The sequence below is a fragment of the Streptomyces sp. NPDC033966 genome (genome assembly GCF_055575955.1).
The window spans coordinates 23,596-38,436 of record NZ_JBVIRQ010000019.1 but is presented as its reverse complement, the minus strand read 5'-3'; the positions used below and the strand labels follow the sequence as shown (position 1 = coordinate 38,436).

Here is a 14,841-nt window from a genome sequence, read left to right as displayed (position 1 = left end):
TGCGGCAGCGTCCCAGGTCACCGGCGGGTGGTGAAGCGGCCGTCGGGCTGTTTGCGCAGCCAGCCGCGATCGGTCAGTCTGAGCAGCTTCCCGCGCAGCGGCTCCAGCTTGCTCTTCGCGCTGATGTCCATTCCCAGCATCTCGCCGACCTGCCGGGCCATGACTGGCCCGGCAGCCTGCCGCACGGCGGCGAGGATGCGCGCCGACAGTGGGGCACACCAGCCCTTTGACCTGCGACTTCAAGTTGGCGGAGGCTCACTGATAGTTCTTGCTCGAGGCCGCGGGCCCGGCCGCCCCGCGGCTGCTGGGCACCTCGTGCGGGCAGCTACCGGCGCGGCGTCGCAGAAACGGCACCAGCACGGCCTGCGCGCCGACGTACGCGCCGACCGCTCCGAGCCGCTGCCCCCCGAGGTGGTCCGTGCGGCGCTGCGGGGGACCGGTGGGCGCCGGCCGGGCGGCGGACCGGCTGTCCGAGGCACTCGGCGTGCCGCTTCCCCGGTGCCGGCCGCGGGTGACCGGGTCGGCGGTCGGCTACCTCGCGGGGCGGTCTGCAGGGTCCGTCTCGGCGGTGACGTCGAGTCCCCCCACACACACGGCTGCTCACCCTCGCCGACGAACTCGACATCAAGCAGCTCACCGTGGCTCCGGGCATGTCATACGGAGGAACGGCCCGCTATCGGCAGCGCTTTGAGTGGCCGCCATGCCTGGCCGACGTGCCGCGGGGTGGTCGGTCGGGCGGTGTGGTGATGCGGGTGGTGAGTCCGTCGAGCAGGGCGCCGAGGCCGTAGTGGAGGAGGGATTCGGGGGAGAGGTCGGCGTCCGCCCGGGTGGCGGTGAAGGCGGGGAAGGCGCCGCCGTCCGCCAGGGCCGCCAGCAGGTCTTCCTGGACGCGCATCCACTGCTGCCCGCTCACCCCGCTGGACCGCTCGGCCGCCGACTCCGGCTCCGCCCCGAACCAGGCTTGCCCACCCGGCCGGGGCCGCGCCGACAAGGCGGCGTCGCTGACGGTCCGCCCGGGGCTCCTCGGCGGGGCCGGGCTGCCCGATGCCCCGTACCCACCTGTGTCAGGGCCGCCGTAGACCGTCCAGGGCGATCTCCGCGAACCGGCGCCAGTCTCCGATCTCGTTGTGGCTGAGCATCGCTACGGCACCCACACTCATGTACAGGTCCGCGACCGTCACATCGGCACGCAGCGTCCCGTCCAATCGCCCCCGCTCGACAAGCCGCGTCCCCATCGCGAGCAGTGCCTCACCGACCTCGCCCCGCGGGGCCATGCCGCCGAACGACGCCTCGATCACGCCCGAGAGCGCGCGCCCCTCCTCGTGCATCTCACCCACACGCGTCAGAAGCGCCTCCACCGCCCCACACGCGTCGGGCCGCGCCGGGCATTCCTCCTCCAGGAACGAGAGGACCTTCGCGAATCGCTGCTCGGCGACGGCCCCCACGAGGGCCTGCCGGGTCGGGAAGTGCCGGTAGACGGTGCCGACGCCGACCCCGGCGGCCCGGGCGACCTCCGCCATCTGCACCTCGTCGCCGCGCTCGGCGAACAGTTCGTGCGCAACGTTCAGCACCCGCAGGCGATTTCGCTCCGCGTCGGTCCGGGAGGGTCTTGACATGTCCCTGCTTCCCCTGCTCAGCTAAGCGGAATCGGATTCCGATTCCGCAATCGTTGAGGGAAGGATACTCATGTCCGAGGACCGATTCATCCTGCTCGACCCCGGCGCCTCCCGCCCCACTCGCGTACCGCTGCCGCCTGCGATGACCGTGAAGGCGAGGACGGAGGACACCGAGGGCCGTTTCTCCTTGATGGAAGTCGTCGTCGCCCAGGAGATCCCGCGCCATGTCCACCACGTGGCTGACGAGTGCATCTATGTGCTGTCAGGGGCCCTCGGCGTGGAGTTCGACGACACGGACCGCACGGTGACGGCCGGCCAATTCGTCCTGCTGCCGCACGGCGTCCCGCACGCCCTGCGTCCCGTGAGCATCCCGCCGCCCCATGTCCTCCAGATCTCCTCGCCCGGCGGCTGGGAGTGCTACCTGGAGGACCTGTCCGAGCACGTGTCCGGAACCGGCCACCGGAGCCGCCTCGACGCCACGGCCCTGAACCGGATCGCCGCCCCGTACCAGATCACCTACGAGGAGCCCGCCGCGCCCGCGTAGCCCGGAATGCCGAACCGGCCCTCAAGGCCGTGTTCTGTGTGGTGAGGCGGAGGAGTGGTCTGTAGCAGCAGGCGGTTGCGGGAGTGGCGTTCGTAGGGGTGGCTGAGCCGGCCGTCCGATCACCCACCTGCGGTGCCCGAGTCGTTCTGACGACTCGATGCCCCTGCGTGCGCTACGGACGCCGACACGTCTTCCGCGGAGCCGGGACGCAGGTGGTGGTGACATTCGGCCGCCGCCAGAGCTGGTAGCCGGCGAGCCGCCTGCGTCGGTGACCGCTTGCGCCTGCGGTTCGAGCGCTCCAGCGAGCGCTGCGTGATGACCAACGGGCCCCGCCGGGCCTGCCGCACTCCCCGCTGGTCCTGCGCGCCATCGCGCGGGACCACGACATGCGGCTGGACGCGCTGGACGCGCTGGACGCGCTGGCCACGGTGGTCCGGACGGTCCGGGTCCGGGTCGGGGACCGCGTCGTGCTCACCGGCTGATCTCGGCCCGGTGGGCCGCCGGGCACGCCGGTGCATTCCGCCCCTGCAGGCGGGGCCGGGCCCGCGCACCCGTGGGCGTCCGGTCACGGGAGTGGGGCACGACCGCGCCGGCGTGCGCGAGGTCAGCGGATCGCGTCCACGATCTCCCGCTGCGGATGCTTCTCCGGTCGCCCACCAAGGCGCTCGCCGCGGGCGACACCGCTGTTGCCGGCGTCTCGCAAGCCGATACCGCCTCGGACGACCAGGGCGAGCACCGCGGCGAGCACAGGGTGGAGCGCACCTACCGCCAGCTGCCCCATGACCTACCCTTCATCGACAGCGATGCAAATCTATCGAATGTCGATAGGTCACGCAGGAGTCGGCTACACGTCGGGCAGCGGCTCCACGCTGTGGTGACGTGAGCTCAGCCGGTCCTCGGGTGCCGGCGTCGGCGGAGTACCGCGACTCCGCCCGCGAGGGCGAGTGTCGCGCCGGTGCCGCCGGCGAGGAGGAGGGTGGAGGACGGGGCGCCGTCCTCCACGCGCGGCGGGCTGTAGCCGCTCGAGTAGCCCTTGGTGTCGTACTCCGAGCCGGGGAGCTTGTCGGCGTAGCGGGCCTTGACCAGTTTCTGGTAGTCGCCGAGCGACACCGACGCCTGGCCTCCCAGGCCTTGCCGGGCCTGGTCGTTCAGAGGCTCGACGGTGGTGAGCTTGAGCTGGTACCAGCCCCGGATCTGCGGCTCGGTGAAGACCAGCGTGCCCACGGTGGCCTTGCTGGCGTACGCGGCGTCGCCGTCGCCGTCGCGCACGCCCGCCATGTGCCAGCCGCCTCCCTGGGTGGGGGCGAGCATGACGGTGGCGTTGCGACCGTTGACGGTGGTGCTCAGCGAGGAGACCAGCTGCGTCAGCTTGACCGCTTCGGTGGGCAGTGCCGGGGCCGTGCCCGCGACGAACCCGGGGGTGATCTCGTTCAGGGCCACCGGGTCCTTGATGCTGAAGGCGGGGAGGCCCTGGCAGGGCTCGGCCGTGTCGGGGATCGTCTGCACCGGCCCGCCCGCGCCCTCGCTGGGCACCGGAGTGCGCAGGAAGCGGCAGACCGTGTTGCGCACGTCGGTGGACTTCACCGCGTCGAGAGCCGCCTGGTAGTCGGGGATGTCGGCCGGCAGAGGGTCCTTCGCCGGGGCCGCGTGCGCCGGACCGGCGACGCACAGCAGGGCGGACGCACTCAGTGCAAGGACGACGGACAGGCGGGGGAAGCGAGAGGCCGCCCGCGTGCTGGATGTTTCGGTGCCGCTGGTGTCGCGCATGTCGCCTGCCTTAGCGGGAGATACCGATGCGGGAATGGGTCCACTTGGATGAGCTGTTGCTCACGTAGTCGTTGTAGTTCCACCACGTGTACGTGGTGGTGTCCGGCCACGGATCGGCCACGGCGATCTTGCTGTTCGAGGTGTCGAAGCCGTAGACGACGTTCATGTGGCCACCACCGGACGTCCACCCGATCCGGGCGCCGATCGGCCGGGCTGCCTTGACCTCGGTGTACACCTGGTTGAACGTGGCCGCGCTGCTCAGGCCCGAACCCGGATGCGCCATGCCGAGGCTGCTCCAGCCCCTGGCCATGTCGTCGAGCGTGGCGGGCTGGTTGTTGCAGCCGTAGTAGGGCTGGGCCCGGCTGCAGAAGTCCGTCTGGGTGGAGCCCAAGCCGTGGAACTTGGCGATGGTCAGCCCGGAGGCGACCCAGCACCACTGGCTCTTCTCCTGCTTCAGCATGGTGATGGTGTCCTGACCGGCTTCCGCGTGAGCCGTGCCTCCCGCGGCCGTCAGCGATCCCAAGGCGGCCAGCGCGATGGCCGACGCCGTGGTTCCGTACCTGAACCTGCCCATTTTCCTGCCTTCCCCTGATGGGTAGAACGAGATGATCGGGGCAATCTGGCAGGAATATGACAGCGCAGCATGCCGGGGGCACATAAGGGACTTGGGGAAAATTCCCCCTAACTGATTATTCGTTGGGTAATCATGTGCATCGGGCATTCGCGGCGCAGGGCGGGGCCGCCTGCGAGTGCGAGGAGGCGGAGAGGACGAAGCCGGTGTATCCACCGGCGGCCGCGGCGTCGATCTCCGTGAGGCCGTTCCGCCTCACATGCGCGATGCAGTCGGTGATCCACTCCACCTGCTGGTCCAGAGACACCGTGATGTGCGGCGTGAGTACTTGGGGCCGTCGCCGGGTCCGTGACGACCGACCGGATCTCGCACCGGGCGGACCCGGCCACGGTCTCGTTGGCCCTCGCACCGGTCAGGATGTCGGTGTACGTGCGGAGCGGTCCGCTGAGCAGAGCCGAGTTCCAGGCGGCCTCGTAGGCGGCCGTGCGCTCCGCCTCGTCCTCGTGCCGGAACTGCGGGCAGGGCGATGAGGAACTGCAGCGCGCTGGGCAGGGACCTGAGCAGCCCACGGGGCGGCGTCGTGCGCCGTGCGGGTTCAGTCCTGCCCGTCCCCCCCCGGGGAGCAGCTCCTCGCCGCGCTCCGCCCGGCCGGCTACGGCGTGACCGATGCGCTGACCGACGCCGTCCTGCGCGCCGTCCTTCAGCGTGCCGCCGGCCGTGACCGGTCGGCCGTCCTCGCCGGCCGCGTCATTGTTCAGGCGATGCTCCCCGCCGTCTTCCGCATCACCCGCGGGCAGGTCCGTACGACCGGCGGCCGCACCCGCGACGCCATCGGTCACGTGACGGTTGCCGCCCTGTACGAGGTGGCCCGCGCTGGCCGCCCCGGCGTCGTGCGTGCGGCCGACCCCTCCCGGCGGCCGGCAACGGGACCGCCGGCGCCCCGGTCAGTCCTCGTCCGGCAGCGGGACGTGGCCCGCCGCCTTCTGCACCGTGGCCTCCAGCTCGTCGCGGTCCAGACCGCTCGTCTCCGCGTAGTACTCCAGGGCCGTGTCCAGCGCCCACCAGGGCTCGCGCGCGTCTTCCCACGCGTCCCGCCAGGTCACCTGCTGCTCGTCGGTCCACCGAGCCGAGTCGCCGAGTTCCTCCCGAAGGCGCGTCAACTCGGCGTGCGCTTCGTCGGTCGCTTCCTGCAGCGCGATCAGCTCGTCCAGTACGTCGGACAGTTCGATTTCCATTCCGGGATCCTAGGCGCGTGGTGCTCCCCGACCGGTGTGCGGGTCAGGGGGGCACGCGGCGGACGATGTGCGTGGTGAGCGCGCCCAGCTCGGCGGCCGTAGCGTTTACAGCCAGGTTGTTGCAACGAACCCGCTCCGGCTGTTGCGTTACATTCTGATCCAGTGCAACGATTATATCGCGCTGAGCTGCGCTTTTGTGGATGTGACGCCATATTCATGGTTGCTGCCTCGATTAACGCAACGTAGCGTTTCTCTCGTCAGAAACAATGGATCGCGGCAGGGCACGTTCGGAGGGGTGGGTCGTGGAGGCGGTAGCACTGGACCAGCGGCAGGAGGCTCCGAGCGCCGTCACCTCGTTCGCCCGCTTCGTGCTCTGCGGCGGCGGAGTGGGGCTCGCCTCCAGCTTCGCGGTGGTGGTCCTCGGATCCTGGATGCCCTGGGTCCTGGCCAACGCCGTCGTCACCGCGGCCTCCACGCTCCTGGCCACCGAGCTGCATGCCCGGTTCACTTTCGGTGCGGGCGGCCGCGCGACATGGCGCCAGCACACGCAGTCGGCCGGATCCGCAGCCGCCGCATACGCCGTCACCTGTATGGCGATGCTGGTGCTGCAACACCTGGCCGCGGCCCCCGGCGTGCTCCTCGAACAGGTCGTCTACCTCACCGCCTCCGCACTCGCGGGCGTCGCACGGTTCGCGGTCCTGCGCCTCGTGGTCTTCGCGCGCCACCGCCTGCGCGAGGCGCCGGCGCCCGTCCGCACCGACCGCCCCGTGTCCGCGACCGTTGGACGCGCCGCGGCACCCGCCGCCCCGACGGCGCTCTGCCGCGCCGCCTGACCGTCGCACCCTGCACCCGGCGGGGCGGGGGCGCATCGGGAGCGGTTCCGGGCAGGTCTCCGCCGCAGCCCTCGCGCGGACCATGTCCGGTGACCCGCTTCCCCGTCATCGCCCTACCCGCACGCTATCCGCCGTCCCGCAGCTCACCGTAGGCGCCCTTCGGCGCGCTGCGGGGGCGGGCGGCGTCAACCGACAGGGCCGTCAGGGGCAGCGCCGCTTCTCCCAGGAGCGGCACCCCCGCACCGAGCAACACCCGCCGCCGGGTAGGTGCCCCGCCCAGCCCGGGGGCGCAGCAGTGCGCGCAGCTCGGCGTACATCTGCGTGACGGCGGAGTCGGCCGCTGCGGAGTGGGTGTCGTAGTGGACGAACCCGTGGATCAGGCCGGCGTAGACGTGCTTGCTGACCGGGACGCCGGCTGCGGCCAGACCCTCGTCGCGGAGCGGAGCGGGTCGAGTTCGCCGCAGCCGACGACGGCCGGGGGCCTGTCGCACGGGGGTTGAGGGCCCCGGCCGGACGGACTCTGCGCTCCTCCTTACCGGGGTCAGGCGAAGAGGGAGCGGGTTCGTGTGAGCTGGAGGAGGCGTTCCACTCGGTGGCTGGTGGAGGTGAGGCGGAGGGCGCGGCCGGCGCGGCTTGCGGCGGCTTGGGCTGCGAGGAGGGCGTTGAGGCCGGCGCAGTCGCAGAAGGTGACCCGATGCAGGTCCACCAGGAGGGTGCACCGATGGGAGGTGAGGGCGACCATGAGGTCTTCGCGCAGGGCCGCGGCGTTGTCGAAGTCGATCTCACCGATCACGCGCACGTAGACCGTCCCGGGCGGCCCTGGTTCCACGCAGATGTAGAGGCGGTCGTCTGCGGGGGCCTCGAGGCGGGGGCCCTCGCGCAGGGTCTGGGTCATGCCTGCCTCCCCACGTGCTCTGGGGCTGCTGGTCCTTCAACAGATCATCGGCACAGGGTTGGCAGGTGTCAAGAATTACCTGAAAAACAGGACATAAATACAAAAGGGGTGCATTCTGGGGTCATGGGTGATGAAGCGTTTCCCCGAGTCCCGTGGACGTTCCTCACCAGCCACGCCCGGGTCCTGCTGGCACTGACCAGGGATCCCGGTGTCCGTCTGCGGGAGGTCGCGGCGAGCTGTGTGCTGACCGAGCGGACGGTCCAGTCGATCGTCTCCGACCTGGAGCGGGAGGGATACCTCACCCGGGTACGCGAAGGCCGGCGCAACCACTACCGGATCAATCCGGGCACGAAGTTCCGCCACCCCGCCGAAGCCGGCCGCGACATCGCCGGCCTGCTCGCCCTCTTCGCCGACACCCCCGAAGGCCCCACCGCCCACCCGGTCGCCGGCTCCCATGGGCACCGGCGGCCGGAGCCATCCCTCATGGGTGGCTCTGCCACCGGGTGACCGGTCGCCTGGATCCGCGCGGATCCGGCGGTCCTCCCCTGGCCCGTTGCGGCGCGTGGCCGGTTTCTTCCACGCCTCCTTCCCGAGCCGCCCAGGGTGACCGACTCTGGCCGGAGCGGACCTGGGCTGCGTGAGGAGAACCGGAATGAGCGGTATGCGGAACGGGGGGCCGGGGAACGTCGCCGGCGGAGGCTCGCAGGCGTCTGGGACCCCCCTCCCGGAGGGTATGACGGCGTTCGACGACGCCTACGATCAGCCGGATCCCCGGGCCTACTTCCAGGCATTGGGTCCACTGGAATACCAGACGCCCCATCACGGACAGAGCGTCTTCCGGCGGGCGGTCGCGAGCCGCAGGACAACCCGGGCGGCGGATCCGGTGACCGTGCTGGACATCTGCTCTTCCTACGGCATCAACGCCGCCCTCCTCAACCACGAGGTGACGCTGGACGACCTCTATGCCCACTACACGTCGCCGCAGGCCACCGCGCTCACGACAGCCGAACTGATCGAATGGGACCGCGGCTACTACGCGGCTCGTCGGCGCCCTGACCCGGTCCCGGTGATCGGACTGGACATCGCCGCGAACGCCATCTCCTACGCATGCGCGGTGGGCCTGCTGGAACAGGGCTTCGCCGAGAACCTCGAAACCGCGCCTCCCTCCGCGTCCCTGCTCCGCGCCGCGCGGCACGCCCGTCTGATCACGATCACCGGAGGGGCCGCCTTCCTGTCTCCCCGCACCTTCCTGCCGATCCTCACCTGTGCCCAAGACCCGGTGTGGGTCGCGGCATTCGTGCTGCGCACTACGCCGTACGAGTCCATCGCCGCATGTCTGGCTTCGTACGGCCTGGTCACCGAGGCGGCGACCACGCACACGTTCCGGCAACGACGCTTCACGGACGCGGAGGAGCAGAAGTACGCCGTCCAAGCGGTGACCGCGGCCGGTGATGACCCGTACGGGAAGGAGAGCGACGGCTACTTCCACACGGTGCTGCACTTGTCGCGCCCACCTGAAGACGCGACGGCGTTTCCGCTGGCGGGCCTGATGCCGGGCCTGTGAGGCAGACCGCTGCCCGCTGCCCGAGCACTCGCGGACTCGGACGAAGACCACCGACGGCGACCGGCTGCGGAACGGCCCCGGGGTCCCTGCCGGCCGGGTTTGCGACTCCGGGCGGGCGCCGGGCCCTTCGCCGCGGGTCGACCGCGGGCCCGGAGCGGGCGGGCGTGGCCGGGGGGTGCGTGCCCGCCGAGTGCTCCTTCACGCTCCGGTGAATGGAGTAACGGTCACTGGGCCGCGTCCACCATGATCAATACCGTGGGTGTCCGGCGCGTGACCTCGCGCCGTCACGCACACAGAAGGCGAGCGGCCCCGGTGAAACTCCCCATGGTGCGGCACAAGTCCTGGCTCGTCGTGGCGACCGCGCTGCTGATGACGACGGGCACCGGTCCGGCCGGAGCCGACGGTGCGTGGCAGAAGGTCGGCGGGGACGCCCGCAGCGGCGTCAGCGGTCTCGCCTACGAAGGGCGCACGGAGGACGGTAGCGGCGTGCGGGCGCTGGCCGTGCACGACAACAAGCGGTCGGGGCATGGGCGCCTGTCCCGCATCACCCACCGGGAGGGCTCGGACGAGGTCACTCCGCTCACCTGGGACGGGCCGGAACCCGTCGACCTGGAGGCCCTGGAGGCGATCCCCGGAATGCCGGGGGAGTACCTGGCGGTCACCGGCCGCGGCATCGTCTTCCGCCTGAAGGTCGCCGGCTCCACGGCGACCGTGGTCGACTACACGCCGCTCCCGGCCATCGGCGAGGGTGACGACTTCGAGAGCCTGGCGCTCGTCGCGCAGAACGGGAACATCGCCGCCCTGTGGGCCGACCGCGGCGCCGGTCCGGACCGTCCCGCCACTCTGTACGCGGCCCCCCTGACGTTCGCCGCCTGGGGCCAGCCGCTGTTCGGGGCGGTGACGCGCCGGCCGTACCGGGCGGCGCACCCGCTCGGCGACGGGGTGCGGCACATCTCCGACATCTCGGTGACCGGCTCCGGCCGGATCCTCGTCGGGTCCGCCGCGGACGCCGGTGACGACGGCCCCTTCGACTCCGCGGTCAGCGACGCGGGCCGGGTGACCGTATCGGCGGCGGGCCGGGTACGGGTGAGCCTCGCGGCCTCCCCGACGGTGCTCGGGAAGTTCCCGCAGTACAAGGTCGAGGCGGTCGAGTGCCTGCCGGACTCCGCCGACGCCCTGCTCGGCACGGACGACGAGAACCTCGGCGGGTACGTGCGGACCGTGACGTTCTGCGGCACCTGATCCCCGGCCGCGCGGGCCCCGACGAGGCGTGCTGACCGCCGTTCAGCTCGCCGCGGCCATGGAGGCCGTCCGGTTCAGCCAGCTGAGACAGGTACGGGCGAGTTCGGGCCAGCCGTGGTCGACGATCAGGGAGTGGCCGCGGTCGTCGAAGCGCTGGTACTCGGTAACGGCGCTGGAGTGCCGGTACTGCTTGAAGGTGGAGCGGGTCAGCACATCGGGGACCGTGTGGTCGAGCTTGCCGGACAGCAGGAGCAGCGGCCCCCGGGACTCGTTGCCGGTGTTGACCTTCGCCGCGGAGTTCGGTGTGAAGTTGCCCAGCGCCAGCTGGAACAGGGGGCGCGCCGGGCTGGGGATGGTCCAGCGCTCGAACAGCTCGTCGGATTCCTCCTCGGGTACGGCATTGGCGAAGGCGTACCGGAACTGCGCGGGATTCAGGGAGACGGCGCGCTTGGTGTTGGCGGGGTTGCGAAGGAAGGCGAACGCCGACTTCGCCTGGGCCGGAGCGACGGCCTTGACGCCCTTGATCTGGCCCGGGCATATCGCGACGGCCGCCGCGCCCAGGCCCTGCCCGAGCAGGTGCTGGGCGATGAAGCCGCCGACGGAGTGCCCGACGAGTACGGGTGGGGTGCCGAGGGTCCGGATGACTTCGGCATGTGCCTTGGAGATCTCCGAGAGCCCGACACCGCCTTGGGCATCAGGACGTCGGCGGGCTTCGGCAACGGTCGCGGGGACGCCGGGCCACTCGGGGGTGACGGGCTCGTACCCGGCGTCGCGGAACGTGTCCGCCCATCCTTGCCAGCTGGTCGAGTGGAGCCACAGACCGTGGATGAACACCACGGGAGTGCGTTGTGCGGCCATGGCAGCCTCCTGGAAGGCGGCAGTCCCTGGGCGGCGTGGCCTCGGGCCCGCGAAGTGCTGGGAGAACCGAACGCGGTCATCGGGCCTGAGCAGGCAGCCGACGGCGGCCCGTCTCACCTGAACCATCCCATTCCACCCCATCTGGGTCGCCGTCGCGCGTCGAACGGCAGAGCGGGCCCCCCCGGAGGTCGGCCCGACCCGCTTTCTCCGATGGGACCTGCACTTCGAAGGGCGGCCGAAGGATCCCCCCACGGCACCGGAGTCCGCACCGGGCGGAGCCGCTGTGCGGTCCCGGACGCCGCTCCGCCGGGGATCCGGCCCGATCCGCTCGCGGTCTCAGCCGTTCTGGTTCGCCGGCCGTCCCGTCTGAACACCGTCGTTCCCCTGGTGGCCGAGGATGTCGGCCAGCCAGTCGAAGACCGTGTCGCAGTGCTGCTGCGGCGCCATCGGGGAGCAGTGCAGCTGCGCGCCCGTGGCCCGGGTGAGTTTCACGTACGAGCGCCGGGTGCGCAGCAGCTCGTACATCTGCTCGGGCTGTCCGGGATAGAACGCCTCGTCGTCGTAGTCGAGTACGAGGGTGGGGGCCTTGATCCGCGGCACCACCTCGGTGACGTCGAGGGAGATGGCCAGCTGTGCGGGGGTCCACAGGTCCTTGAACACCCGGCCGGCTCGCGCCTCGCGCAGGGCCTCCCGGGAGAAGATCTCGAAGCGCTTCTTGACCGTGTACGCGAGATGCGGGGTCAGTTCGGGGATGGCCTCGGCCCACGCCCGGTTGGTTTCCTCCTTGTCGGTGGTGACGAGGGCGCGCAGTTCGGCGTCGAAGCCCAGCCAGGGGCTGACGCAGCCGGGCATGCAGACCAGGGCCGCCAGCCGGTGCTCGAAGGCGGCGGCGCGGGCGACGAGGTTGCCGCCCATGCTCAGGCCGGTCAGGGCGATCCGGTTGCTGTCGACCTCCTTGCGGCGCTCCAGCCAGTCGACGATCGGACGGACCACCTCCTCCCAGCGGGGGGTGAAGAGTTCCTCTTCCACGAAGAGGAGCTGGCCCTGGCCGGGGCCGTCGTAGACGAGGGCGTTCCAGCCCCGGTCGAGGGCGGCGGCGACGCCGTACGTCCACATGTCCACGTTCTGGCCGTCACTGCCGTTGGTGAGGATCACGGTGGGGCGCGGCTCGGCCGGGCCGGCGGGACGGAAGAACCACAGGGGCAGGCGCGTGCCGCCGTACGGGACCGCGGCTCGGATCGCGGGGGGCGAGCAGAGCTCGGCGAAGGCGTCCCAGGAGCGTCGGGCCGCCAGGTACACGTCCTTCTCGTCTTGGGGCGTACGGGTGCCGAGTACGTAGAAGAGGGCCTGGGAGTAGTACTGGGCGGCCCGCAGCGAGCGGAACCGGCGGGTCTGGGAGGGGAGTTCGCCGCCGCCCTGCCGACCGCCCGGGGGAGGCGCGGACAGCTGGTCGCCCCATTGCCGGAACACCTCCGTGTAGCTCTGCTCGGACAGGCCCGCACCGTTGATGGCGTTGACCGCGGTCAGTACTTCGCCGACCTCGGAGGCGCGCATGCCCGCGCCGCCGAGTGCGAAGAGGCCGGCGAAGTTGAACCCGGGGTCGTCGAAGAGGGTCATCACGCCCGGCGTGGGGCCGTCGGCGCGGGGAGTGGGGGCATGGGGAGCGGGAGCGGACGGCACCGCTGCGGCGGGGGTGGCCCCGGCGGCCAGTGCTCCGGCTCCCGCGGCGATGCCCGCGAGGGCGGTGCGGCGGGAGAGTACGGCGGAGCCGGAGGGGTCCTGGTGCGGCAGGGGTTCGCTCATGGTGCGGACCGTAGGAGGCCCCTCCGGTCACCTGCGGTCCGCCACGCCCGGGGGTGCTCCGAACGGAGCACGGCGGCGACCGCGTGCTGCGGCAGGATAGGGGCGTTCGGGGGCGAGGCGGTAGCCGACGGAGACCACGACCGCGGCTGCCCCGTAGAGGCGGTCCGGCTCGAAAGGATCTCCCCCGGCAGCGCGGGCTGCTGCCCTGGCGTGCGTGCCGCGACACGGTCGGGGCGGAAGCCGGATGGGCGTGGCTGGGCGGTCCGGAGGCGCTCGGTGGGCTAGAAGGGTGGTGGACGGGAGGACGGGAGGACGGGAGAAGTGGTGGGTTCGGGGGACGAACGGGTACCGGGCGGTCCGGGGGTGTGGTCGCGGCGACCGGACCGCAGGCGTGTGCTGGTGGTGGCTGCGGGTCTGGCCGGCGGCGTTTGGCCGGCGGGTGCCGGGCACGCTGCGGCGGGGGCCCGTGGGGGATGCCCACCCGGGCGGGCCGCGCCGGTCGGCGGTGGGTTGGACGTGCCGACGGAGAACTCCCTCCCCGGTGACCCCGGCTGGCGGGTCGCGCGGCCGGGCGCCCCGCACGCGGTGGAGGGATTCGCGAGCCGGACCAGCGTGCTGCCCGGGGAGCCCTTCGACTTGTACGTGTCCACGCAGTCCGCTTCCTACACGGTCTCGGCCTACCGGATGGGCTGGTACGCAGGCGCGCGCGCCCGGCTCGTGTGGCGCTCGGCCCCCGTGCCCGGGACGCGTCAGGCGCCGGCCGTGGTCGAGCAGTCCACACGCATGGCGCGCACCGACTGGCGGCCGTCGGTGCGCGTGGACACGACGGGCTGGCCGGAGGGCTGCTATCTGCTGCGGCTGGACACCGCCGACGGCCGGGCGCAGAGCTTCGTTCCGGTCACCCTCCGCTCCCGCCGGACGGCAGGGCGCCTGGTCGTGGTGAACTCGGTCGCCACCTGGCAGGCATACAACCGGTGGGGCGGCGCCGACCTGTACCGGGGCCGGACCGGGAAGAGGGACTCGCGGTCGCTGGCCGTCTCCTTCGACCGCCCCTACGCGGCACGCAACGGCGCGGGACAGTTCTTCGTCTTCGAGGCCCCGCTCGTCGCCCTCGCCGAACGCATGGGACTGCCGCTGGCCTACGCGACCGGCGTGGACGTGGCCCGCGATCCCGGCCTTCTGCACGGGGCAGCGGGCATCGTCTCGCTGGGACATGACGAGTACTGGAGCCCGCAGCAGCGCCTGCACGTGATGCAGGCCCGCGACCGGGGGGCGAACCTGGCCGTCCTGGGCGCGAACTGCTGCTACCGGCGCGTCCGTTTCGAGCCCTCGTCCGTGGGAGCGGACCGGACGGTGGTCTGCTTCAAGGAAGACTACGCAGCCGACCCGGGCTACCGTGCCGGCCTGCCGCCCACCAACGACTTCCGCCGGGCTCCGCTCCCGCAGCCGGAGAGCGAGCTGCACGGGGTGATGTACGACGGCTACCCCGTGGACGCCCCGTACGTGGTGGCTGCCCCCTCGCACTGGCTGCTCACCGGGACCGGAGCACGGTACGGCGATGCGTTCCCGCACCTGGTCGGTGTCGAGTACGACCGGGTGAACCCCGCCTTTGCGGCACCCGGTCCGATCGAGGTGATCGCCCGCTCGCCCGTGATCTGCAAGGGACGGCGCAAACAAGCCGAGTCCGTCTACCTGACCCTGCCTTCGGGAGCGGGGGTCTTCGCGACCGGCACCATGAGGTGGGTGGAAGCCCTGGACGCGACCGGCAGCGCGGGCAAGGCCAACCACGGCATGGACGGGCGGACGGGAGCGTTCGCCAGGACCGTCACCGAAAACCTGCTGCGAGCCTTCAGCCGGGGCCCGGCGGGCCTCGCCGGCCGGACGGTCTGAGGTCCGCCGGCATGCCCGGCTTC

Annotated in this window: 16 protein-coding genes and 1 pseudogene; 6 read left to right on the top strand and 11 right to left on the bottom strand. The window is 71.7% G+C overall.

Annotated features, from left to right (window positions below; genetic code table 11):
* Positions 1-17: 17 nt before the first annotated feature.
* The 3 genes from ACZ518_RS35070 to ACZ518_RS35060 form a co-directional block, all read right to left on the bottom strand.
* Positions 18-140, bottom strand: coding sequence for a hypothetical protein (locus ACZ518_RS35070; RefSeq protein ID WP_469117079.1), 123 nt, complete (start codon positions 138-140; stop codon positions 18-20).
* A gap of 533 nt (positions 141-673) precedes the next feature.
* The gene (locus ACZ518_RS35065) at positions 674-895 is read right to left on the bottom strand and encodes a hypothetical protein (protein ID WP_469117078.1); all 222 of its coding nucleotides are present in this window, start codon (positions 893-895) and stop codon (positions 674-676) included.
* A gap of 169 nt (positions 896-1,064) precedes the next feature.
* A complete protein-coding gene (locus tag ACZ518_RS35060; RefSeq protein WP_469117077.1) occupies positions 1,065-1,616 on the bottom strand; it encodes a TetR/AcrR family transcriptional regulator in 552 nt (183 codons plus the stop codon).
* Positions 1,617-1,686: 70 nt separating this feature from the next.
* Here ACZ518_RS35060 and ACZ518_RS35055 point away from each other — a divergent pair, with 70 nt between their 5' ends.
* The gene (locus tag ACZ518_RS35055) at positions 1,687-2,160 is read left to right on the top strand and encodes a cupin domain-containing protein (RefSeq protein WP_469117076.1); all 474 of its coding nucleotides are present in this window, start codon (positions 1,687-1,689) and stop codon (positions 2,158-2,160) included.
* Positions 2,161-2,197: 37 nt separating this feature from the next.
* Here the strand turns inward: ACZ518_RS35055 and ACZ518_RS35050 are convergent.
* The 5 genes and pseudogenes from ACZ518_RS35050 to ACZ518_RS35030 form a co-directional block, all read right to left on the bottom strand.
* Positions 2,198-2,361: pseudogene (locus ACZ518_RS35050) on the bottom strand (IS5/IS1182 family transposase); the annotation flags it as partial.
* Positions 2,362-2,764: 403 nt separating this feature from the next.
* Positions 2,765-2,941, bottom strand: coding sequence for a hypothetical protein (locus ACZ518_RS35045; protein ID WP_469117075.1), 177 nt, complete (start codon positions 2,939-2,941; stop codon positions 2,765-2,767).
* A 104-nt stretch (positions 2,942-3,045) separates the two neighbouring features.
* On the bottom strand, positions 3,046-3,927 hold the full coding sequence (locus ACZ518_RS35040) for a hypothetical protein (protein WP_469117074.1): 882 nt from the start codon (positions 3,925-3,927) through the stop codon (positions 3,046-3,048).
* A 10-nt stretch (positions 3,928-3,937) separates the two neighbouring features.
* Positions 3,938-4,501 (bottom strand): papain-like cysteine protease family protein, encoded by a 564-nt coding sequence (locus tag ACZ518_RS35035; RefSeq protein WP_469117073.1) that lies wholly within the window; start codon positions 4,499-4,501, stop codon positions 3,938-3,940.
* A gap of 941 nt (positions 4,502-5,442) precedes the next feature.
* Complete coding sequence (locus tag ACZ518_RS35030) at positions 5,443-5,733, bottom strand: hypothetical protein (RefSeq protein WP_469117072.1); 291 nt, start codon at positions 5,731-5,733, stop codon at positions 5,443-5,445.
* A 266-nt stretch (positions 5,734-5,999) separates the two neighbouring features.
* On the opposite strand from ACZ518_RS35030, the gene ACZ518_RS35025 reads away from it, so the two are divergent.
* Entirely contained in the window at positions 6,000-6,566 is a 567-nt protein-coding gene (locus tag ACZ518_RS35025; protein ID WP_469117071.1) for a GtrA domain-containing protein, read from the top strand.
* A 541-nt stretch (positions 6,567-7,107) separates the two neighbouring features.
* Here the strand turns inward: ACZ518_RS35025 and ACZ518_RS35020 are convergent.
* Positions 7,108-7,461, bottom strand: coding sequence for an STAS domain-containing protein (locus ACZ518_RS35020; RefSeq protein ID WP_469117070.1), 354 nt, complete (start codon positions 7,459-7,461; stop codon positions 7,108-7,110).
* A gap of 123 nt (positions 7,462-7,584) precedes the next feature.
* Between ACZ518_RS35020 and ACZ518_RS35015 the strand changes: the two genes are divergently transcribed.
* The 3 genes from ACZ518_RS35015 (at position 7,585) to ACZ518_RS35005 (ending at position 10,267) form a co-directional block, all read left to right on the top strand.
* Positions 7,585-7,968, top strand: coding sequence for a helix-turn-helix transcriptional regulator (locus ACZ518_RS35015; RefSeq protein WP_469117069.1), 384 nt, complete (start codon positions 7,585-7,587; stop codon positions 7,966-7,968).
* Between the two features lie 226 nt (positions 7,969-8,194).
* Positions 8,195-9,025 carry a hypothetical protein gene (locus ACZ518_RS35010; protein WP_469117068.1) on the top strand — a complete coding sequence of 277 codons (831 nt, stop codon included), beginning with the start codon at positions 8,195-8,197 and terminating at the stop codon, positions 9,023-9,025.
* A 312-nt stretch (positions 9,026-9,337) separates the two neighbouring features.
* Positions 9,338-10,267, top strand: coding sequence for a hypothetical protein (locus ACZ518_RS35005; protein WP_469117067.1), 930 nt, complete (start codon positions 9,338-9,340; stop codon positions 10,265-10,267).
* Between the two features lie 42 nt (positions 10,268-10,309).
* Here the strand turns inward: ACZ518_RS35005 and ACZ518_RS35000 are convergent, their stop codons facing one another.
* Positions 10,310-11,125 carry an alpha/beta hydrolase gene (locus tag ACZ518_RS35000; protein WP_469117066.1) on the bottom strand — a complete coding sequence of 272 codons (816 nt, stop codon included), beginning with the start codon at positions 11,123-11,125 and terminating at the stop codon, positions 10,310-10,312.
* 336 nt (positions 11,126-11,461) lie between these two features.
* Positions 11,462-12,928 (bottom strand): alpha/beta hydrolase family protein, encoded by a 1,467-nt coding sequence (locus ACZ518_RS34995; protein WP_469117065.1) that lies wholly within the window; start codon positions 12,926-12,928, stop codon positions 11,462-11,464.
* 516 nt (positions 12,929-13,444) lie between these two features.
* Between ACZ518_RS34995 and ACZ518_RS34990 the strand changes: the two genes are divergently transcribed.
* A complete protein-coding gene (locus ACZ518_RS34990; RefSeq protein WP_469117064.1) occupies positions 13,445-14,818 on the top strand; it encodes a N,N-dimethylformamidase beta subunit family domain-containing protein in 1,374 nt (457 codons plus the stop codon).
* The last annotated feature ends 23 nt before the right edge of the window (positions 14,819-14,841 follow it).